Source organism: Serinicoccus sp. JS2-9, assembly GCF_059025165.1.
Genome location: NZ_CM180091.1, coordinates 444,286 through 463,462, shown reverse-complemented (window position 1 = coordinate 463,462; position 19,177 = coordinate 444,286). Strand labels below are relative to the sequence as shown.

At 72.8% G+C, this 19,177-nt stretch carries 16 protein-coding genes, 2 pseudogenes and 1 riboswitch; of the genes and pseudogenes, 11 read left to right on the top strand and 7 right to left on the bottom strand.

Features of this window, described 5'->3' with window-relative positions; genetic code table 11:
* Window positions 1-2: 2 nt before the first annotated feature.
* Complete coding sequence (locus AC5PYY_RS02400) at window positions 3-848, bottom strand: hypothetical protein (protein ID WP_493898214.1); 846 nt, start codon at window positions 846-848, stop codon at window positions 3-5.
* 96 nt (window positions 849-944) lie between these two features.
* Window positions 945-1,226 carry a DUF4235 domain-containing protein gene (locus tag AC5PYY_RS02395; RefSeq protein WP_493898213.1) on the bottom strand — a complete coding sequence of 94 codons (282 nt, stop codon included), beginning with the start codon at window positions 1,224-1,226 and terminating at the stop codon, window positions 945-947.
* Window positions 1,227-1,262: 36 nt separating this feature from the next.
* Window positions 1,263-1,367, top strand: a riboswitch (TPP riboswitch).
* Window positions 1,368-1,393: 26 nt separating this feature from the next.
* On the opposite strand from AC5PYY_RS02395, the gene AC5PYY_RS02390 reads away from it, so the two are divergent.
* The 4 genes from AC5PYY_RS02390 to AC5PYY_RS02375 all read left to right on the top strand — a co-directional run bounded on the left by AC5PYY_RS02390 (window position 1,394) and on the right by AC5PYY_RS02375 (window position 6,772).
* Complete coding sequence (locus tag AC5PYY_RS02390) at window positions 1,394-2,557, top strand: thiamine ABC transporter substrate-binding protein (protein WP_493898212.1); 1,164 nt, start codon at window positions 1,394-1,396, stop codon at window positions 2,555-2,557.
* 94 nt (window positions 2,558-2,651) lie between these two features.
* Complete coding sequence (locus AC5PYY_RS02385) at window positions 2,652-4,313, top strand: ABC transporter permease (protein ID WP_493898211.1); 1,662 nt, start codon at window positions 2,652-2,654, stop codon at window positions 4,311-4,313.
* Window positions 4,313-5,323, top strand: a complete 1,011-nt coding sequence (locus AC5PYY_RS02380; protein ID WP_493898210.1) for an ABC transporter ATP-binding protein — start codon at window positions 4,313-4,315, stop codon at window positions 5,321-5,323. Before AC5PYY_RS02385 ends, AC5PYY_RS02380 begins: the two co-directional genes overlap by 1 nt.
* Before the next feature lie 258 nt (window positions 5,324-5,581).
* Window positions 5,582-6,772, top strand: a complete 1,191-nt coding sequence (locus tag AC5PYY_RS02375; protein WP_493898209.1) for an O-succinylhomoserine sulfhydrylase — start codon at window positions 5,582-5,584, stop codon at window positions 6,770-6,772.
* 107 nt (window positions 6,773-6,879) lie between these two features.
* On the opposite strand, the gene AC5PYY_RS02370 is transcribed toward AC5PYY_RS02375, so the two are convergent.
* Both AC5PYY_RS02370 and AC5PYY_RS02365 read right to left on the bottom strand, forming a co-directional pair.
* The gene (locus AC5PYY_RS02370) at window positions 6,880-7,422 is read right to left on the bottom strand and encodes a DUF8738 domain-containing protein (protein ID WP_493898208.1); all 543 of its coding nucleotides are present in this window, start codon (window positions 7,420-7,422) and stop codon (window positions 6,880-6,882) included.
* 321 nt (window positions 7,423-7,743) lie between these two features.
* The gene (locus tag AC5PYY_RS02365) at window positions 7,744-8,541 is read right to left on the bottom strand and encodes a thioesterase family protein (RefSeq protein WP_493898207.1); all 798 of its coding nucleotides are present in this window, start codon (window positions 8,539-8,541) and stop codon (window positions 7,744-7,746) included.
* Between the two features lie 25 nt (window positions 8,542-8,566).
* Here AC5PYY_RS02365 and AC5PYY_RS02360 point away from each other — a divergent pair, with 25 nt between their 5' ends.
* The 7 genes and pseudogenes from AC5PYY_RS02360 (at window position 8,567) to AC5PYY_RS02330 (ending at window position 13,862) form a co-directional block, all read left to right on the top strand.
* Window positions 8,567-9,637, top strand: coding sequence for a DUF2891 family protein (locus tag AC5PYY_RS02360; RefSeq protein ID WP_493898206.1), 1,071 nt, complete (start codon window positions 8,567-8,569; stop codon window positions 9,635-9,637).
* 47 nt (window positions 9,638-9,684) lie between these two features.
* Complete coding sequence (locus AC5PYY_RS02355) at window positions 9,685-9,831, top strand: hypothetical protein (protein WP_493898205.1); 147 nt, start codon at window positions 9,685-9,687, stop codon at window positions 9,829-9,831.
* 24 nt (window positions 9,832-9,855) lie between these two features.
* A pseudogene (locus tag AC5PYY_RS02350) lies at window positions 9,856-10,215 on the top strand (histidine kinase dimerization/phospho-acceptor domain-containing protein); the annotation flags it as partial.
* Between the two features lie 448 nt (window positions 10,216-10,663).
* A pseudogene (locus tag AC5PYY_RS02345) lies at window positions 10,664-11,207 on the top strand (response regulator transcription factor).
* A gap of 309 nt (window positions 11,208-11,516) precedes the next feature.
* Window positions 11,517-12,293 (top strand): CPBP family intramembrane glutamic endopeptidase, encoded by a 777-nt coding sequence (locus tag AC5PYY_RS02340; protein ID WP_493898204.1) that lies wholly within the window; start codon window positions 11,517-11,519, stop codon window positions 12,291-12,293.
* Between the two features lie 136 nt (window positions 12,294-12,429).
* Window positions 12,430-13,029: a hypothetical protein gene (locus AC5PYY_RS02335; RefSeq protein WP_493898203.1), complete on the top strand. Its 600-nt coding sequence runs from the start codon at window positions 12,430-12,432 to the stop codon at window positions 13,027-13,029.
* Between the two features lie 311 nt (window positions 13,030-13,340).
* Window positions 13,341-13,862, top strand: a complete 522-nt coding sequence (locus AC5PYY_RS02330) for a GNAT family N-acetyltransferase (RefSeq protein WP_493898202.1) — start codon at window positions 13,341-13,343, stop codon at window positions 13,860-13,862.
* Here the strand turns inward: AC5PYY_RS02330 and meaB are convergent.
* The 3 genes from meaB to AC5PYY_RS02315 are packed head-to-tail and all read right to left on the bottom strand — an operon-like array spanning window position 13,859 to window position 19,147.
* Window positions 13,859-14,947 (bottom strand): methylmalonyl Co-A mutase-associated GTPase MeaB, encoded by a 1,089-nt coding sequence (gene meaB / locus AC5PYY_RS02325; protein ID WP_493898201.1) that lies wholly within the window; start codon window positions 14,945-14,947, stop codon window positions 13,859-13,861. The genes AC5PYY_RS02330 and meaB overlap by 4 nt on opposite strands.
* The gene (gene scpA, locus AC5PYY_RS02320) at window positions 14,940-17,237 is read right to left on the bottom strand and encodes a methylmalonyl-CoA mutase (RefSeq protein ID WP_493898200.1); all 2,298 of its coding nucleotides are present in this window, start codon (window positions 17,235-17,237) and stop codon (window positions 14,940-14,942) included. The genes meaB and scpA overlap by 8 nt, the downstream gene beginning before the upstream one ends.
* The gene (locus tag AC5PYY_RS02315) at window positions 17,234-19,147 is read right to left on the bottom strand and encodes a methylmalonyl-CoA mutase family protein (RefSeq protein ID WP_493898199.1); all 1,914 of its coding nucleotides are present in this window, start codon (window positions 19,145-19,147) and stop codon (window positions 17,234-17,236) included. Before AC5PYY_RS02315 ends, scpA begins: the two co-directional genes overlap by 4 nt.
* Between the last annotated feature and the right edge of the window lie 30 nt (window positions 19,148-19,177).

Sequence of the window (19,177 nt, the reverse complement as noted above, 5' to 3'; positions counted from 1 at the left end):
GGTCAGCCGCGCAACGCCTCGTCGAAGGCTTGCGCCCACTCCTCCGCGCTCGGGCTCTCCGGGGCGAGGTCCCGCAGATCGACGACGGCCGCCTCGTCGGGGTGCTCGGTGGCCCATGTCTCGAAGGCGTCACCGACACCGTCCGGATAGAGCCCTGCGGGGCCGATGACGAGCAGGACCGGCACCTCGGGCAACGCGTCCGCGAGGTCGCCCAGGGCGGACGGGATGTCCTCGTCCTCGCTCGACCGGCCCAGCGTGAGGAGCACCGCGTCGGGATCGGTCGCCGAGGCGACGAAATCCGGGAGGCGTGCGGCGGCGTCGGCGACGGTCGTGTCCGCCCGGCTGGCACTCCATACCCTCAGCGGGGGTCCGTCGCCCAGTGTGAGCGCGAGCGGGTCGTTGAAGGAGGCGTCCTCCGCCTCGCCCCAGTGGCGGAACTGCACCGTGCGCTCGTCCTGATCGCCCCGCTGCTCGGCCCACAGCTCGACCCACTGGTCCGGCAGGTTGCTGTAGCCGTCGCCGACCACCAGGAGGTCGACCTCCGCCCCCGGCGCCAGCGCCTCGACCCAGGCCTCGACCGACATGGACTCGGCGCCGTCGGTGCCACCGGAAGGGCCCTCGGTGGTCGCTGTCGCCTCGTCAGGGCCCGCCGTGGTCGGGTCCGCGGTGCTCGTGCTCTGGGCCGGGTCGGTGGTCAGCGACGCCAGGGACGAGCCACCCGCGACAACGGTCGACGGTGACTCCACGGGCGGCTGGCGCACGCTCCAGATGGCATAGCTGGTCATACCGGTGGCGACGAGCGCCAGCGCGACGAGGCCGGCGTTGGCTGCGCGGGTAGGGGTGTCCATGGTCAGGGTCCAAGGGTCATGGTCGTCCGGCAGCGGTGCAGGGCACCGAACTGGTGCGGCCCGACGGAGGGCCGCGGCTGGGGAGAGACTAGCGGGTCAGTTGGTCTCGTCCGCGACCTGCTCCGAGCTCTTGCCGCTCGCCTTGGCGATGACTCGGCTCGACTCGCGGTTCGCGAGCATGCGCGCCAGACCCACCAGCGCCCCGGAGAGCACCGCGAAGGCGATGGCCTCCTTGAGGTCGATGTCCGGGTCCTCGGGGTTGCTCGGCGAGTCGCTGCCCGTGACGAACTTCCAGGTGCCGTCGGTGGCCTTGCGCGCGATGGTGCTGGCGGCGATGACCGCACCGGTGGTCAGGAGCTTCGCGACGATGTTGCCCATGGCTCGATCCTGCCACAGTGGTGCTAGTGTCGAGACCGCACACGACAGGGGAGCGCCTCGGCGCTGAGAGTGCGGCACCCGCCGCAGACCCTCGAACCTGCACCGGCTAGCACCGGCGAAGGAAGTCGATGAGGAGACAGATCACCATGACCCGTACACCCTTGCGCATGCCTGGCCGCGGCCGCCCGCTGGCCCTGGCCTCCGTGGCCGCCCTCGCGCTCAGCTCCTGCACCTTGCTGGGCGAGGGCGACGCCGAGCCCAGCGCGGCCGAGCCGACACCCCGCGCGACGGACCCGGACGCGGGGGCGACGACCGACGACTCCGGGACCAGCGCGAGCACCGCGGCACCCGTCCCCGAGCCCGTGGACACCGGCACCGTCGTGCTCGCTGCCCACGACTCGTTCGCCTTGCCCGACGACCTCGTCGCCGCCTTCGAGGAGCAGTCGGGCTACGAGCTCGAGATCCAGCTGTCCGGCGACGCGGGCCAGATGGCCAACCAGGTCGTCCTCACCGCCGGCAATCCCACGGCCGACGTCGTCTTCGGTGTCGACAACACCTTCGCCAGCCGGGTCATCGACGCAGAGGCGCTCGAGGCCTACACCAGCGACGCGCTGCCCGAGTCCGCGGAGGAGCACGCGCTGCCCGACGGCGGCGACGCCTACCTCACGCCCGTGGACTACGGCGACGTCTGCGTCAACGTCGACACGGCGTGGTTCGCCAACCAGGGCATCGCGCCGCCGGAGTCGCTGTCGGATCTCACCGACTCCGCCTACGAGGACCTCTTCGTCACGCCGGGAGCGAGCACCTCCAGCCCGGGTATGGCATTCCTGCTCGCCACGATCGGGGAGTTCGGCCCGGGGGAGTGGCAGGGCTACTGGGAGGATCTCATGGCCAACGGCGCCAAGGTCACCAGTGACTGGACCAACGCCTACACCGTCGACTTCACCGCGGGCGGCGGTGAGGGTGACCGGCCGATCGTGCTCTCCTACGCCTCGAGCCCGCCCTTCACCATCCCCGAGGACGGCTGGCAGCCGACGACGGCGGCGCTGCTCGACACCTGTTTCCGGCAGGTGGAGTACGCCGGCGTGCTCGCGGGCGCCGACAACCCCGAGGGCGCGCAGGCCGTCATCGACTGGCTGCTCAGCCCGGAGGTCCAGGCCGCGATCCCGGAGTCGATGTATGTCTTCCCGGTCGACGACGAGGTGGCGCTGCCCGAGCTCTGGGCGCAGTTCGCCCAGGTCGCCGAGGACCCGATCGTCGTGCACCCGCAGCAGATCGAGGCCGAGCGCGAGACCTGGCTGCAGGAGTGGGCGGACGTCGCGACCGGATGACGGGCGCTGCGTTCCAGGAAGCTTCCCGTTCGAGCATGTCGAACGGTGGGACACCGTGGGGCACCCGTCGACGGACCGGTCCCTCCCTGAGCTCATGACGCGCACCTCCGCCCTGTCTCGGTCGGGCCTGCTTTTGGGCCTGCTCACCCTGGTGCCCGTGGCCTTCCTGGCCGTGTTCTTCGTGCTGCCGGTGAGCGGCATGCTGGCGCGCGGGCTGTGGCCGGAGGGCCGGCTCGACCTCTCCGCCGTGCCCGAAGTGCTGGGCCGGGCCCGCACGCTGCGCGTGCTCACCTTCACCCTCGTCAGCTCGCTGGCGGGGACGGTCCTCACGCTGGTGCTCGGGCTCCCGGTCGCCTTCGCGCTCTACCGGCTGCGCTTCCCCGGTCGCGGGCTGCTCCGCGCGCTCGTCGTCATGCCCTTCGTGCTGCCGACCGTCGTCGTGGGCGTGATGTTCCGCTCCCTGCTCTCGGCCGGTGGCCCGCTCGGCGGCCTCGGGCTGGACGGCACGTGGGTGCCCATCCTGCTGGCCTTCGTCTTCTTCAACCTCGCCGTCGTCGTGCGGACCGTCGGCGGGCTGTGGGAGGGGCTGGACCGGCGGGCCGAAGAGTCCGCCGCCACCCTGGGTGCGACTCCCTGGCAGGTATGGCGCTCGGTCACCCTGCCCGCCCTCGCGCCAGGCATCATCTCGGCGGCGACGCTGGTCTTCCTCTTCTGCTCGACCGCCTTCGGGGTGGTGCTCACCCTCGGTGGTCTGCGCTACGGCACCGTCGAGACCGAGATCTATCTGCTGACGGTGCAGTTCCTCGACCTGCAGGGCGCGGCGGTGCTCTCGGTGCTGCAGCTGGTCGCCGTGGTGGCGATGCTGGCGGTCGCGGCCCGTACCCGATCGCGGCGGGAGCAGGCGCTGCGCCGGGTGGGGGCCCGAGCCGCCGCCCGGCCGCCGCGTCGGCACGACCTCCCCGCGCTCGCGGTGACGGCGCTGGCCCTGGTCTTCGTGCTCCTGCCGGTCGGCAGTCTCGTCGTCCGCTCGCTGCAGGTCGACGGGTCGTGGGGCCTGGCGCACTACCGCGCGCTGACCGACCCCGACGCCACGGCCGCGCTGCGGGTGAGTGTCACCGAGGCCATGGGCAACTCCCTGCGCACCGCCGTCGATGCCACCGTGCTGGCGGTCCTGCTCGGGGTGATCGTGGCCGTGGTCGTGTCCCGCCGCCCGCGCTCACGCGGCTGGGCGCGCGTCGTGTCCATGCTCGATGGTGCCTTCATGCTGCCGCTCGGCATCTCGGCGGTGACCGTGGGCTTCGGTTTCCTCATCACCCTGGACCGACCGCCGCTGGACCTGCGGACCTCGCCGGTGCTCGTGCCGATCGCCCAGGCGATGGTGGCGCTGCCGCTCGTGGTCCGCACCCTGGCGCCGGTCCTGCGCTCGGTCGACCCGCGGCAACGCGAGGCGGCAGCCACCTTGGGGGCGAGCCCCTGGCGGGCGGCCTGGACGACCGAGGCGCCGGTGCTGGCCCGGCCGCTGCTGGCTGCGACCGGCTTCGCCTTCGCGGTGTCGCTCGGTGAGTTCGGCGCGACCAGCTTCCTCGCGCGCCCGGACCGGCCGACCGTCCCGGTCGTCATCTATCAGCTCATCTCCCGGCCCGGCGCCGACCACCTGGGCATGGCACTGGCCGCGAGCGTGCTGCTGGCGCTCATGACGGTTGCCGTCATGGGGATCGTGGAGCGGCTGCGCGTCGGATCGGTGGGTGCTTTCTGATGCTCGAGCTCACCGATCTGACCGTCGACTTCCCGGGCACGACCGCCGTGGACGGGGTGTCGCTGGCCCTGCAGGAGGGCACCGTCCTCGCCGTGCTCGGCCCGTCGGGCTGCGGCAAGTCGACCCTGCTGCGGGCGATCGCCGGGCTGGAGCGCCCCACCTCCGGCTCGCTGCGGTGGCAGGGCGAGGACCTGGTCGGCGTGCCGCCGCACGAGCGCGGCTTCGCGCTGATGTTCCAGGACGGCCAACTCTTCGCGCACGCCTCGGTCGGCGACAACATCGGCTATCCGTTGCGGCTGCGCGGTGTGGGCCGGGGGCTGCGGCGGACGCGGGTGGAGGAGCTGCTCGACCTCGTCGGGTTGCCGGGGTATGCCGACCGCCGCCCAGCCACCCTCTCCGGCGGCGAGCAGCAGCGGGTGGCGCTGGCCCGTTCGCTCGCGGCCGACCCGGCGCTGCTGCTGCTCGACGAGCCGCTGAGCTCGCTGGACCGCTCGCTGCGGGACCGCCTCGCCGGCGACCTGCGCACGATCCTCACCGAGACGGCGACGACCGCACTGCTCGTGACGCACGACCACGACGAGGCCTTCACCGTGGCTGACCGGATGGCGGTGATGCTCGTGGGCCGGATCGCCCAGGAGGGGCCGACGGTGCAGGTCTGGCGCGAGCCGGCCTCCCGCGGGGTGGCGGAGTTCATCGGATACGAGACGGTCCTCACCGGGGCGGCCGCGACCCACCTGCTGGACCTCCTTCCAGACCCCGACCGGGCGTCGCCCGTGGTGGCCGAGCCGATCCTCGCCCTGCGGCGCAGCGCCCTCCGGCTCGCTCCCGACGGCCCGCTGCGGGGCGCGGTCACCCGGGTGACCACGGTCTCGGACGCCGTCCACCTCGAGGTCGACGTGCCGAGGCTGGGGAGAGTGGCCGCGCTCGCCGACGAGCTCGGGCCGGAGGTCGGCCATGAGGTCGACCTCCGGTTCGATCCGTCCGGGGTAGCCGCCCTGCCGCCCGGCTGAGCGCGTGGTGACCTCGTGAGGTCGTGGTGGGTGTGCGTCGTCATGGCGACACACACCCACCACCACCACACAGAGTCACCACATCCCGGATCTGAGGGTCCCTCTCGCTCGTGCGAGGAGACCTGCGGCGGCGGCTGCGACACTCCGCAGACTCTGCGGAGAAGCCCGCTGACCTGCGATGACGCGGCTGCGACGGCATACCGGATCGCGTCGGGGCGGTGTGTCTCCAGCCCTGGCGAGGACCTACATTGGACCCCCATGGACACCCCTGCAGACTGGCGGCCGGACACGCTCGCGGTGCGCGGTGGCCTCATGCGCAGCGGTTTCGACGAGACGGCCGAGGCGCTCTACCCGACGTCCGGGTATGTCTACGCCGACGCCGAGGAGGCGGAGTCCGCCTTCAAGGAGGAGATCGACCGCTTCGTCTACAGCCGCTACGGCAACCCCACCGTCGCCATGCTGGAGGAGCGGATGCGAGTGCTGCACGGCGCCGAGGCCTGCCAGGCGACCGCCTCCGGCATGTCGGCCGTGTTTACGGCGCTCGGGGGTCTGTGCGCCACGGGCGACCGGATCGTCGCCAGCCGGGCGCTCTTCGGCTCGTGCTTCGTGGTCGTCGACGAGGTGCTGCGCCGGTGGGGTGTCGAGAGCACCTTCGTCGACGGCACCGACCTCGACGCCTGGGAGGAGGCGCTGGCCACCCCCGCGACGGCGGTCTTCTTCGAGACGCCCAGCAACCCCACGCAGGAGCTGGTCGACATCACGGCGGTCAGCGAGCTCGCCCACCGGGCCGGTGCCGTCGTCGTCGTGGACAACGTCTTCGGCACCCCGGTCTTCTCCCGGCCCCTCGGCCACGGCGCCGACATCGTCGTCTACTCCACCACCAAGCACATCGAGGGTCAGGGGCGCGTCATGGGTGGCGCGATCCTCGGCCCGACCGAGCTCGTCGGCGGCCCCATCCAGACCCTGCTGCGGCATACCGGTCCGGCGATGTCGCCGTTCAACGCGTGGGTGACGCTCAAGGGATTGGAGACGCTGACGCTGCGGGTGGAGAAGCAGGCCGCGACCGCGCTCGAGCTCGCCCGCCACCTGGAGTCGCACGAGCGGGTCACCCAGGTGTTCCACCCCTGGCTGGAGTCGCATCCGCAGCACGAGCTGGCCCGTCGCCAGATGTCCGGCGGCGGCACGGTCGTCACCTTCACCCTGGACGGCGGCAAGGAGCAGGCCTTCGCGTTCATGAACGCGCTGCAGGTGGTCGACATCTCCAACAACCTCGGTGACACCAAGTCGCTGACCACCCACCCGGCCACGACGACGCACCGGCGGTTGCCGGAGGAGGCCCGGCTCGCGTCGGGGATCCTCGACGGCACCATCCGCGTGTCGATGGGGCTGGAGGACGTCGAGGACCTGCGGGCCGACCTGGAGCGCGGCTTCACCGCGGCCTTCGGCTGAGTGGGCACCCCGTGCGCAAGTCGCGCGAGCTGGCCCGGCGTGTCCGCTGCGCGACGCACTCCGACCGGAGCGCCGCAGGCTCCCCGTCGGGCGTCCGCGTCAGGGACTCAGCTGTCACTGCGGGGCGCGCCCGTCGACAGCCTCGGCTGGGCGCAGTAGCGGAACTCCTGGCCTTGCGCGGCGTGATAGCTGTGCAGCTGGCCGTCCACGTCGAGGATGAGCTGGTGCCCCGGGACGAGGGCCTGGGTATACATCATGCCCGGCTCCGGGCACCCGATGCTCCCGTCGTTCCAGGTGACGTCGGCGTAGCCCGCGACGGTGACGGTCGAGCGGGCGACACCGCTGCGCTCGGCCTCGGCCGCGACGGCTGCCTGCACGTCGTCGCGCTGGAGCACGGAGTCGGGAACGGGCCCGGTGGGGAGCCCCTCGATCGGGTCCTCGGGTGCCGGGAGGGGGAGGGGTCGGTCCATGGACTGGGTCGCTCCGTCGTCGCTCGGGGTGGGGGCTGCGGCTGTGGCGGACTCGGTCGCGGCGGCGCTGCTCGAGGTGGTCTCCCCCGCGTCCCCGTCGGACTCGCCGCAGGCCACCAGGGTCGACAGCGCCAACGCGGCGCTGAGGGCGGTGACGGTGCTGTGGCGGGTGCTGGTCATGGAGCCACCTCTTTCGTGCTCACCCTCAGTCTAGGTATGCCGCTCGCGGCGGCCCTGCGTATCGCTGCCAGGTGGACAGCGACCTGGGTCGTTGCAGGTGGTGGGGCGCCGGTCCCTGATCCGGCGCCCCACCCTCCTGCGCCCCCACGCCTCCACCACGTGGTGGCCCCCTCGGGCGGGCGTCGGCTGTCCCGGGCCGACACTTCCTAGACGTGGTGAAGAGCGCAGACGTTGCACCCGAATACTGTGATTTGCGTCACACTCGCGTGAACGGGTTCAGATCTCGCGTGCCCCGCGGGTGGTGGTGCGGCTGCGGGAAGGTCAGCGGGCCTCGGCCCGGCGCAGGGTCAGAGCCTGCTGCACGGTGCCGACCGGGCCCTGCTCGTCGTGGAGCACGGTCGAGGTCTGGCCGATGCCGCCCGGCCCCCACGACACCCGGGTGTCGAGCCCCACCCACGGCCCCTCGGGGATGCGGTGCAGGTGCAGCGTGAGGTCCACGTTGGGGAAGAGCCAGTCGCGGGGCGCCTCCCGCCCAGCGGTGCCGTTGGCGGTGTCGAGCAGCCCGACCCAGGACGCCAGCGCCGAGGCCTGCTCGCCGCCGACGAGCGGCACGCTCGTGCGGACCCAGGTCTGCCCACGACCCGGCCGCGAGCCGGGCACGGAGCGGAACTCCAGCGACCGGATGAACCCGCCGTCCCAGTGGTCCATCCCGTCCCACGCGGGGACCTCGTCCGGTCCGGGCATCGACTCCTGCTCCTCGGCCGCCACGGCGGTCGTGTCGCCCGCCACCAGCCGCCAGGCGGTGGCCCGCACCGTCGCGCGGTCGCCGATCTCGGCGGTCGCCTCGAGCAGTTCGATGGTGCGCCCAGGCCGGAGCACGCGCGTGGTGACCAGCATCTCCTCGCGCCGGATGAACCCCAGGATGTCGACGCTCACCCGCGCCCACTGCAGGTCCTCGCGCGGGTGCTCGTGCTCGAGCGCGTGCACCAGCAGGCCGATCACCGGGGCCACGTGCTGCTCGTCGGGCGACCAGGCACCCTGCACGTGCTCGGTCGGCAGATAGCGCCCCTCGCCCAGGGCCGTGAAGTAGTGCCGCTCGCCGTCGCCCTCACCACTCATGGACCGCGAGTGTAGTAATGGACCTGTGCCCGACCTCTCCCCGCCCGGCCCCTCCCACCCCGCCTTGGCCCCACCCACCGACGTCGCCGCGTGGAGCCGCGTCGCGCGCGAGGTGATCGGCACGGCATACCCGTGGGCGCCCGGTCACGTCGTCACCGGACCGGACGACACCGAGGTCGTGCCCCACCGGCTGCACCCGGCCTTCCGCGGAGCGCTCGACTGGCACTCGTGCGTGCACATGCAATGGTCGCTGGTCACCCTTCTCACCCGGTATGCCGATCGGCTCGGTGACGCCGAGTGCGCGGCGGCGCGCGCGCTGCTCGGAGAGCGGCTGACGCGCGAGCACGTCGCCGTCGAGGTCGACTACCTGCGCCGACGACCGGGCTACGAGCGCCCCTACGGGTGGGCCTGGGCCGCCCAGCTGGCGGCGGTCACCCGCGAGCTGGGCGCGACCGACACGGACGCCGAGCGGTGGGCCGATGCGCTCGCGCCGCTGGCCGACCTCGTGGCCGAGCGGGTGCTCGCGTGGTGGCCGCGGCAGGCCTACCCGGTGCGGCACGGGAAGCACCAGAACGACGCCTTCGCGCTGCTCCTGCTGCGGGATGCCTACGACCGGCTCGGACGGCCGGACGTCGTCGCGGCGGCCGATCGGACCGCGACCGCGTGGTTCGGGCAGGACGGTCCGGCGCCGACCGCGCACGAGCCGGGTGGCAGCGACTTCCTGTCAGCGGCGCTGACCGAGGCCCTGCTCATGACGCGCGTCCTCGAGCCGGAGCAGGCGCGCGGGTGGGTCGCCCGCGTGCTGCCGGGGCTCGGGACGGGCGAGCACGCGCACCTGCTGGCCCCGCCGGAGGTGCTCGACCCCACGGATGGTCAGGGGGCCCACCTGCTGGGGCTGGCCCTGTCTCGGGCCTGGGCGCTGCGCGGTCTGGCATCGTGGGTGGACGCAGATGCCGCGCCGACCCTCCTGGACGGCGCCGACGCCCAGGAGGCCGCCGTGCTGACCGCGATCACCGACGGAGACTTCATGGCCACCCACTGGCTGGTGTCCTTCGCGCTGCTCGCGCGGGGGGACCTGAGGGGCGCGCCGAGGTGAGCGTCGACGCCCGTCGGGGCTGAATCGTCCGCCAGCGGCTGCTGGTGATGATGGTGAGCCTGATGGCGCTGGGGCTGACCCTCACCGGGGTCCTGTCGTTCGCGCTGCAGTTCGGCTCGACCGATGAGCGGGTCGATGCCGAGCTCATGCAGGAGGTGCGGGAGGTGAGCGCCCTGGCGGAGAGCGGTCCGTAGCGTGACGGGGAGCCCTACACCGACGTGGAGGAGCTGCTCACCAGCCGGTTGCTGCGACCGCTGCGCGAGCTGCGGGAGACCACGGCGCAGATCAGCTCGGAGGACCTGTCGCGTCGCGTGGACGTCACCGCAGCGGGTGACACCGACGGCGCCGAGCTCGGCCAGCGCTTCAACGAGATGCTCGACCGGATCGAGGAGGGGGTGCGCCAGCAGCGGGAGTTCCTCGACGACGCCGCCCACGAGCTGCGCACACCCCTCACTATCCTGCGCGGCAACGCCGAGCTGCTGCGTCCCGACGACCCCGACGAGGTCGCCGCGACGCGGGTGCTGCTCCTGGACGAGGTGGACCGCATGCAGCGGCTCGTCGACGACCTGCTCATGCTGGCCCGCTCCCAGCGCCAGGACTTCCTGCGGCCCGCGCCCACCGACCTGACCGAGCTCGTCGGGGAGTGCATGGAGCGGCTCACCGCTCTCGGGGACCGGCAGTGGCAGCTCGCGGCCGACGCCGAGGGGAGCGTGCCTCTCGACCGCCACCGCGTCATCCAGGCCGTGGTGCAGCTCGCGGCCAACGCGGTGAAGTTCAGCGAGCCCGGGAGCGTCGTCGTCCTCGCCACGGCCTGGGTGGACGGGGGCAGCGACGACGGCGCGCGCCCCCGCGACCTGGGAGCCCGGCGTGCCTCCCGACGGAGGTGCCGCCGGGGTCGACTCGGTCGAGGGCCTGGGCTCCCGGTTCACCATCGAGATCCCGGGGGACGGTGGGGTAGCCGAGCCGTCGACTCGTCCCGAGGCCCGAGAGGCTGCTGCGACGGTGACCGGCGGGTGGCCTGCCGCCATGCCGCACATTCTCTTCGCGGAGGACGAAGAGGGAATCGCCAGGGTGATCGACCGCGGTCTCCGGGCCGACGGGCACTGGACGACCGTGGTGCGGGACGGCCTGGCCGACCTCGAGGCGGCGACCTCTGGGTCGGTCGACCTGCTCGTCGTCGACGTGGGCCTGCCCAAGATGGACGGATTCACCGCCCTGCGCATGCTGCGCACCATGAAGGAGCCGGTCCCCGTCATCATGTGCACGGCGCGTGACTCGGTGGAGGACACGGTGCAGGGGCTGGGGAGCGGTGCCGAGGACTACATGCCGAAGCCCTTTCGCGTCGAGGAGCTGCGGGCCCGGATCCGGCTGCGGCTGCGGCAGCACGCCGAGCAGCAGGGTGGGCCGGGCCGCGGCGACGACGTCCTCGAGGCTGCTGGACCGCGTGTGGGGCTGCGAGGTGACCGGGAGCAGCAACGTCGTGGATGTCTACATCCGCTACCTGCGGGCCAAGCTCGGCAGCGAGCGCATCACGACGGTGCGCGGCATCGGCTACCGCTTCGAGGCGTGAGCGACCGCCGGTCGTGCCGACCGGGGGCGTGACCGGCTGCCGGGCGTGGTCCCCCGGAACGACCTCGGGGTCGGTTGAGCCTGCGCTCACCAGGGCAGATGAGAGAGTCTCATGCGGGTCTCACCGGCTTCTCCTCCGTGGTGATCACACTGGGGCCAGGAAGCTGGTGGCCTCGGCGGTGGCGCCGGTCCAGTCCTCTCCCGTCATGTGCTGATACGACGACGAGTGGGAGGAGTGCGACGATGACGATGACGATGACTGATCGCCACGGGTGATCCGAGTCGATGTCGCATCACCTAGCGTGGGCTCATGACCGCTGTCCGTGCTCCGGCGAGCGACCTGCCGCGCCGGACGCTGCTGGTGGAGACGGTCCTCGTCCTTGGTGTCAGCCTGGGGGCCTCGGCGATCTGGTCCGTGCTCAGCATCATCCGCAAGCTCACCGCCGAGCAGACGCTGTCGGCGCAGACGACGAGCATGAACACCAGCGCCGCGCCGGACCGGCCGTGGCTGGACCTGGCCTATCAGCTGGCCGAGATCACCCTGGCGCTCGTCCCGGTGGCGCTCGCGCTGCACTTGCTCTCTCGCGAGATCGCCCGCCCCGACCAGTTCCTCGGTCTCGACCTCGCCCAACCGGTCCGAGACCTGGCGCAGGGCGCCACGCTGGCCGCCGTGATCGGCATACCTGGTCTGTTGCTGTATCTCGCGGCGCGCGAGCTCGGCGTCAACACCACCGTGGCGCCCGCCAACCTGCCCGACGTGTGGTGGGCGGTGCCGGTGCTCGTGCTGGCGGCGGTGCAGAACTCGGTGCTGGAGGAGGTGGTCGTGGTCGGCTATCTCTTCACCCGGTGGGCGCAGGCGGGCTGGTCGACGTGGACGATCATCCTCACCTCGGCGCTGATCCGAGGGAGCTACCACCTCTACCAGGGATTCGGCGGCTTCATCGGCAACGTCGCGATGGGCGTCATCCTGGGGTGGTTCTACACCCGCACGCGGCGGGTCATGCCGCTCGTCGTGGCGCACACCCTGCTCGACGTCGTGGCCTTCGTCGGGTATGCCGTGCTCGTCGGCCGGGTGGACTGGCTCTGACGGAGGGGGCGGGCAGGCTGGGTGAGCGAGGCTGACAGGTGATCCACAGGTGTGGCTGAGCGGGCGCATACCGGGGCGGCGGAGCGTGGAGTCACGAGCCGGGGCACGGTGCCCGGGCGTGACGGAAGGATCTCTCGTGAAGACGTTTACTGCTTCCATCCTGGGCGCATCGGCGCTGACCGCCGCGGTCGTCGGCTTCGGTGTCGCCCTGCCCAGCCTCGCCGACGAGGACCCGGCCACGGTGACCTCGAGCGCCGACGGGGCCGCGGAGACCGCCGACCGACAGGGCGAGGACGAGGGTGCGGTCGTGACAGGCCCAGGTGCGGAGAGCGGCATGCGTGGCGGCCCCGGCGGCATGGGACTCGGACCGGGCGGTGGCCTGGCGCTGACGGCCGCGGCGGAGACGCTGGGCCTGACCGAGGAGGAGCTCCTGACCCAGTTGCAGTCCGGCAGCACGCTCGGCGAGGTCGCCGACGACGCCGGTCTCGAGCGGCAGGCTCTCGTCGATGCCCTCCTCGCGGATCAGGAGGAGCGTCTGCTGGCGCTGCTGGACGAGCCACTCAGTGCGATGGGTGGGCCGGGCCTGGGTGAGCGGGAGATGGGCGAGCCCCGCACGGGCGGCCAGCCCCCGCAGACCGCACCCGACGGCGCGGCCGAGGGCGAGCAGGGAGCCGACTCCGACGGTGGCCCCTGGCAGCCGGGCGAGCAGTCCGACTCCGACGGTTCGGACGCCTGACGGTCATCCCTCGCACCGAGAGCCTCGGCTGCTCGCTCCGAGGGCCTGGTGTGCTCGCTCCGAGAGCCTCGGCTGCGCGCTCCGGGAGCCTGGTGTGCACGGTTGGGCAGTCCTGATGGCTGGCGTGGGACCTGGGCAAGCACCGTGCCCAGGTCAGGCTGGCGAGCGTGCAGACCGTGAGGCCAGTCACGGCATACCGCGCGGCCGGTCACGGCATACGGCGCGGCCGGTCACGGCATACGGCGCGGCCGGTCACGGCATATCGCGCGGCCAGTCACAGAAAGGGGTGGGCCGCGGCCTAGGCTGGTGCCATGACGCAGATCGTGCACCTCGCGGACCGCGACCGCTGGGAGGCCCAGGACGAGCAGGGCCGCTCGGTGGGTTACCTGTCCTACGTGCTCGAGGGTGGAGTCATCGACCTCCAGCACACGGTCGTGGACCCGGCCGCGCGGGGCCAGGGGCTCGGCGGTCGGCTCGTGGAGACCGCCCTGCAGCACGCCCGGGCCGAGGGGTTGCGGGTGCGCCCGACCTGCCCGTTCGTCCCGCAGTATCTCGCCGACCACCCCGAGCATCAGGACCTCGTCGACGTCGAGAGCGACGACGAGCAGGGCGGCATCCCCGTGCAGACGGTGGAGATCCGCGACGCGAGCATCCGCCTCGGTCAGTTGCTCAAGTTGGCCGGGGTCGTGCCGGACGGGGCGATGGCCCGCATGGTCATCGAGAACGCCGAGGTGAGGGTGGACGGCGAGGTCGTGACCCGCCGCGGCACCCAGGTCCGCCCCGGCCAGGTCGTGGAGTATGCAGGCGAGGCCTTCACCCCCGCCTCGGCCTAGCGGCCCCAGGGCAGGTCAGGCGCCTCGCGGGCGAAGGCCGCCAGGATCTGGTCGGCTCCCTCGACGGCGCTGAGGCGACCTGCGCGGATCTCAGCCTCGACCTGCGCCGACCGGGCCCGCACGGTCGGGGCGTCGCGGAACTGCGACCACAGCTCGGTCCGCAACAAGGCCCACAGCCACTGCAGCTGCTGGTCAGCGCGTCGGCGCGCCAGCCCGCCGGGCGTGGCCGCCTCCAGGTGCTCGCGATGCGCCAGCACCGCCTGCCACACCTCGTCGAGACCGGTGCCGGTGAGGCCGCTGCAGGTCAGCACCGGCACCCGGCGCTCCTCGCCGCCGCGCAGCAGTCGCATCGCGATCGCCAGCTCCCGCGCCGTCCCTCGCGCCTCGCCTGCGTGCTCCCCGTCGGCCTTGTTGACCGCGACGACGTCGACGATCTCCAGGATCCCCCGCTTGATCCCCTGCAGCTGATCGCCGGCGCGGGCCAGGGCCAGCAGCAGGAAGGTGTCGACCATCTCGGCCACCGCGACCTCGGACTGGCCGACCCCGACGGTCTCGACCACGACCACGTCGAAGCCGGCCGCCTCGACCACGAGCATCGACTCGCGGGTGGCCCGCGCGACACCGCCGAGGTGCAGCCCCGTGGGGGAGGGCCGGACGAAGGCGTCGTCGGACGCCGCGAGGTCGCCCATCCGGGTCCGGTCGCCCAGGATCGATCCGCCGGAGCGGGAGGACGAGGGGTCGACGGCCAGCACGGCGACCCGGTGCCCGGCCTCGATGAGTCGCTGCCCCAGAGCGTTGACGAAGGTCGACTTCCCCGCTCCTGGGACTCCTGAGATACCGAGCCGCACGGAGGTGGTCGTGGACACCGCCACCGCGGTATGCCGCGACTCGTCGCCCATCGGCCGCCCATCGGCGGTGCCGGTCGCCGCACCCCGCCCGGCTGCCAGCCGCCGCAGCAGCTCCCGCGCCGCCAGGCGGTGATCGGCCCGGGTCGACTCCACGAGGGTGATCGCCCGCGCCAGCGAGGCGCGCGAACCGCCCGCGACGCCCTCGGCGAGGGCGTCGACGTCGACCGGCCTAGGCACCCGGCTGCTCCCCGGCGCCCTCCGCGCAGGCGGCACCCCCGGCATCCGTGTCGCCCCCGGCACCCTCACCAGCTCGGTCTCCGCCGGCCTCCTCGTGCCCCAACCGCTCCGCGAGGTCGCGGACCAGCTCGGCCGCGGCGACGGGGATGACGGTGCCGGGCGGATAGATCGCATCCGCCCCGGCGGCCCGCAGCTGCTCCATGTCGCCCTCGGGGATGACGCCGCCGACGACGATCATCATGTCCTCACGGCCCAGGGCGTCGAGCTCCTCGCGCAGCGCCGGCACGAGGTAGAGGTGTCCGGCCGCGAGCGACGAGACTCCCACGACGTGCACGTCGCCCTCCACCGCCTGCCGGGCCGCCTCCGCCGGCGTCTGGAACAGCGGGCCCACGTCGACGTCGAAACCCAGGTCGGCGAAGGCCGTCGCGATGACCTTCTGCCCGCGGTCGTGCCCGTCCTGCCCCATCTTGGCCACGAGGATCCGCGGGCGCCGTCCCTCGGCCTGCTCGAAGCGCTCGACCAGCGCCTGCGTCCGCTCCAACGACTCGGCCGCGCTCGATCCCATCGCCTCTCCTCGGTAGACCCCGCTGATCGTCCGCACCTGCGCGGTGTAGCGGCCGAAGACCTGCTCCATCGCGTCCGAGATCTCCCCCACGGTGGCGTGCGCCCGGGCCGCGTCGATCGAGAGCGCCATCAGGTTCGCCGCCGGGTCGGCCGCACCGGCCGTGAGCGCCGCGAGCGCCTGTTGGCACGCCTCCTCGTCGCGGTCGGCCCGCAGCCGCTTCAGCTTGGCGAGCTGGTCGCGCCGCACCTGCGCGTTGTCGATCTTGAGCACGTCGAGGCTCTCCGGGTGCTCCAGCGGATAGCGGTTGACCCCGATGAGCGGCTGGGTGCCGCCGTCGATCCGGGCCTGGGTCCGCGCGGCGGCCTCCTCCACCCGCATCTTCGGGATGCCCGCCTCGATGGCCGCAGCCATGCCGCCGGCCTCCTCGACCTCCTCCAGGTGCGCCCACGCGGCGCGCGCCAGGTCGTGGGTGAGGCGCTCGACATACGCGCTGCCGCCCCACGGGTCGATGACGCGCGTCGTCCCGGACTCCTGCTGCAGGAAGAGCTGGGTGTTGCGCGCGATCCGCGCGCTGAAGTCGGTCGGCAGCGCGATCGCCTCGTCGAGGGCGTTGGTGTGCAACGACTGGGTATGCCCCTGCGTCGCCGCCATCGCCTCGATGCAGGTGCGGGTGACGTTGTTGTAGACGTCCTGCGCGGTCAGCGACCAGCCGGAGGTCTGGGAGTGCGTGCGCAGCGACAGCGACTTCGGGTTCTGCGCCCCGAAGCGGTCCACCAGCCGGGCCCACAGCAGCCGCGCCGCCCGGAGCTTGGCGACCTCCATGTAGAAGTTCATCCCGATGCCCCAGAAGAAGGACAGCCTCGGCGCGAACGCGTCGACGTCCAACCCGGCCTCCTGTCCAGCCCGGAGGTACTCCACGCCGTCCGCCAGGGTGTAGGCCAGCTCCAGGTCGGCCGTGGCCCCGGCCTCCTGGATGTGATAGCCGGAGATCGAGATGGAGTTGAACCGCGGCATCCGCTCGCTGGTGAACGCGAAGATGTCAGAGATGATCCGCATCGACGGTCCCGGCGGGTAGATGTAGGTGTTGCGGACCATGAACTCCTTGAGGATGTCGTTCTGGATCGTCCCCGAGAGCTGCTCCGGCGCCACCCCCTGCTCCTCGGCGGCGACGACATACAGCGCCAGGATCGGCAGCACCGCGCCGTTCATCGTCATCGACACCGACATCTGGTCCAGCGGGATGCCGTCGAAAAGTTGACGCATGTCGAGGATCGAGTCGATCGCCACGCCCGCCATGCCGACGTCGCCCGCGACCCGCGGGTGGTCGCTGTCGTAGCCGCGGTGCGTCGCGAGGTCGAAGGCGACCGAGAGCCCCTTCTGCCCGGCGGCGAGGTTGCGGCGGTAGAACGCGTTCGACTCCTCCGCAGTGGAGAAGCCGGCGTACTGCCGGATCGTCCACGGCTGGTTGACGTACATCGTGGGGTAGGGGCCGCGCAAGTAGGGCGCGATGCCCGGCCAGGTGTCGAGGAAGTCCAGCGGCTCGAGGTCGTCGGCACCGTAGACCGGCTTCACCAGGATGTGCTCGGGGGTCTCCCAGCCGTCACCGCCTCCCGGGTATGCCGTGTCGTCGCCGTCCGAGATCGCGGCTCGCGCGGTGGACTCCAGCGGGACCTGGGTGAAGTCCGGGATCGCGCTCGCGGCGCGGCTCTGGTCAGGCTGGGTCATCGGGCCACCCCCAGGGTGTCGAGCAGGTCAGCGAGGAAGGCGGCCACGTCCATGCCGGCGTGCACCGTGCCGTCCACGAGCGCCTCGGCGGCTGGGTTGGAGAGCTCGGAGACAGAGCCAGCCAGGAGGACGCGTCCGGCCCCGGCGTCGCGCAGAGCCTGCGCGCTGGCCGCGCCATGCTCGGCATACTGCGCGGGGGAGGAGCAGACGATCGCGACCGGCTCGCGGGCACCGGTCGCGGTCAGGGCGTCGCCGAGCGCTTCGGCGGAGAGCCCCTCGGCCCCCTCGACCAGGTGAGCGCGCACCCCGCCGACGGCGAGCAGGCTGGTCGTGAACGTCTCGCGGGCCCCGAAGTCGCGCCGGGTGCCGAGGGCGGCGAGCAGGACCGTCGGCGGCGCGCCGACCGTCTCGGCGTGCCGCGCCGACCGGTCGCGCAGCGCCTCGAAGACCTCGGCGTCGCGCTCCCGCGGCAGGCCGCCTTCGGCGCGCCCGGGCCGCCGCCGGCGCTCCAGCGGCTGCTCCTCGATCGCGGGGAAGCTGCTCACCCCGGTGATCGCCGCGTCCCGCCGCGCGAGCCGGTCTGCCCGCTCGCGGCGACTGGACGCGAGCAGCTCGGCCACCGTGCCACCGGCGAGGGCCGCCGCGACGCCCCCGGCGGCCTCGACCTGCTGGAAGCTCGCCCAGGCCGCGGCGGCGAGCTCGTCGGTGAGCGACTCGACATACCACGAGCCCCCCGCGGGATCGGCGACGCGACCGATGTTGGACTCCTCGGCGAGCACCACCTGGGTGTTGCGCGCGACCCGCCGGGAGAAGGCGTCGGGATAGCCGTGCACGTGGTCGTGCGGGAGCACCGTGATCGCCTCCGCCCCACCGGCGGCGGCGGCGAAGACCGCGGTCGTCGCGCGGAGGAGGTTGACCCACGGGTCGTCTCGGGTCAGCATGCGCCACGAGGTGACCGCGTGCTGGCGGGCGGCTCGCTGCTCCTCCGGTATGCCGCACGCCTCGCCCACCCGCGCCCACAGGACCCGCAGCGCGCGTAGCCGGGCGATGGTGAGGAACTGGTCGGCGCTCGCCGACACCCGGAACTCCAGCTGCTCCGCGGCCGTGGCCGGGTCCACCCCCTGCTCCTCGAGCGCACGGAGGTAGGCGACGCCGGTGGCCAGCGCGAGCGCCAGCTCGTCGACATCGGAGGCCCCGGCGTCGTGGAAGCACGTCGCATCGACGGTCAGCGCCCGGGTCCCCGGGTGAGCGGCAGCCTCGCGGACGACGTCGCCGAGGTGGGCGACGTCCACCTCGCTGCCGGTGACGGCGGCGAGCGCCACCGGGTCCAGCCCCAGGTTGCTGCCGGGCGCGAGCGTGGTGCCGCGCTCACGGCATACCTCCAGCAGGGCGCGGGCGGCACCGATCTGGTCGTCCTCGCTCGACAGCACGACGGGGGCGAGGCCGAGCTCGACGCCGGACAGGACGTCCGGGAGCGCGGCGGCGGCAATCGCGCTATCTCCAACCGCGAGCCAGAGCGAGGTCGCGCCGCGTTCGAGGTCGGCGAGCACCGCCCCGCGGGTGGTGGCCACGTCCGGGTCGTCGTGCAGGGCCCGCACGTCCCAGGCGTCCATCGCGCCCGCGGCAGGGCGCGACCCGCGCCGGAACGGCGCCCGACCAGGCTCGCCCAGCTCGGTCACCGCGCCGGTGTAGAGCGGCTCGACCTGCAGACCCCCGATCGTGCGGGTGCGGAGCCGGTCCAGGCACTGCTCGGCGTCGAGCTGTGCCCCGTCCGGGCGGCCCCGGTTGAGCGTGCGCACGACCTGGGCCTCCCACTGCTCGCGCGTCGCGCCGGTGAAGCCCTCCGCCAGCGCGAGGACCTCGGGCATCGCCTCCACGACCTCCTCGGCCGGCTGGATCGTCTCCTCCATCGCGCTGCTCTCCCTCGAGTGACGGGCACG

What these genes read in the sequence shown, in the direction of transcription:
- AC5PYY_RS02395 (WP_493898213.1), bottom strand. Translation starts at nt 1,226, where the DNA reads ATGGGCAACATCGTCGCGAAGCTCCTGACCACCGGTGCGGTCATCGCC.
- AC5PYY_RS02370 (WP_493898208.1), bottom strand. Translation starts at nt 7,422, where the DNA reads ATGACCAGCACCCGCCACAGCACCGTCACCGCCCTCAGCGCCGCGTTG.
- scpA (WP_493898200.1), bottom strand. Translation starts at nt 17,237, where the DNA reads ATGACCCAGCCTGACCAGAGCCGCGCCGCGAGCGCGATCCCGGACTTC.
- AC5PYY_RS02375 (WP_493898209.1), top strand. Translation starts at nt 5,582, where the DNA reads ATGGACACCCCTGCAGACTGGCGGCCGGACACGCTCGCGGTGCGCGGT.
- AC5PYY_RS02380 (WP_493898210.1), top strand. Translation starts at nt 4,313, where the DNA reads ATGCTCGAGCTCACCGATCTGACCGTCGACTTCCCGGGCACGACCGCC.
- AC5PYY_RS02365 (WP_493898207.1), bottom strand. Translation starts at nt 8,541, where the DNA reads ATGAGTGGTGAGGGCGACGGCGAGCGGCACTACTTCACGGCCCTGGGC.
- AC5PYY_RS02400 (WP_493898214.1), bottom strand. Translation starts at nt 848, where the DNA reads ATGGACACCCCTACCCGCGCAGCCAACGCCGGCCTCGTCGCGCTGGCG.
- AC5PYY_RS02355 (WP_493898205.1), top strand. Translation starts at nt 9,685, where the DNA reads ATGATGGTGAGCCTGATGGCGCTGGGGCTGACCCTCACCGGGGTCCTG.
- AC5PYY_RS02385 (WP_493898211.1), top strand. Translation starts at nt 2,652, where the DNA reads ATGACGCGCACCTCCGCCCTGTCTCGGTCGGGCCTGCTTTTGGGCCTG.
- AC5PYY_RS02340 (WP_493898204.1), top strand. Translation starts at nt 11,517, where the DNA reads ATGACCGCTGTCCGTGCTCCGGCGAGCGACCTGCCGCGCCGGACGCTG.
- AC5PYY_RS02390 (WP_493898212.1), top strand. Translation starts at nt 1,394, where the DNA reads ATGCCTGGCCGCGGCCGCCCGCTGGCCCTGGCCTCCGTGGCCGCCCTC.
- AC5PYY_RS02330 (WP_493898202.1), top strand. Translation starts at nt 13,341, where the DNA reads ATGACGCAGATCGTGCACCTCGCGGACCGCGACCGCTGGGAGGCCCAG.
- AC5PYY_RS02315 (WP_493898199.1), bottom strand. Translation starts at nt 19,147, where the DNA reads ATGGAGGAGACGATCCAGCCGGCCGAGGAGGTCGTGGAGGCGATGCCC.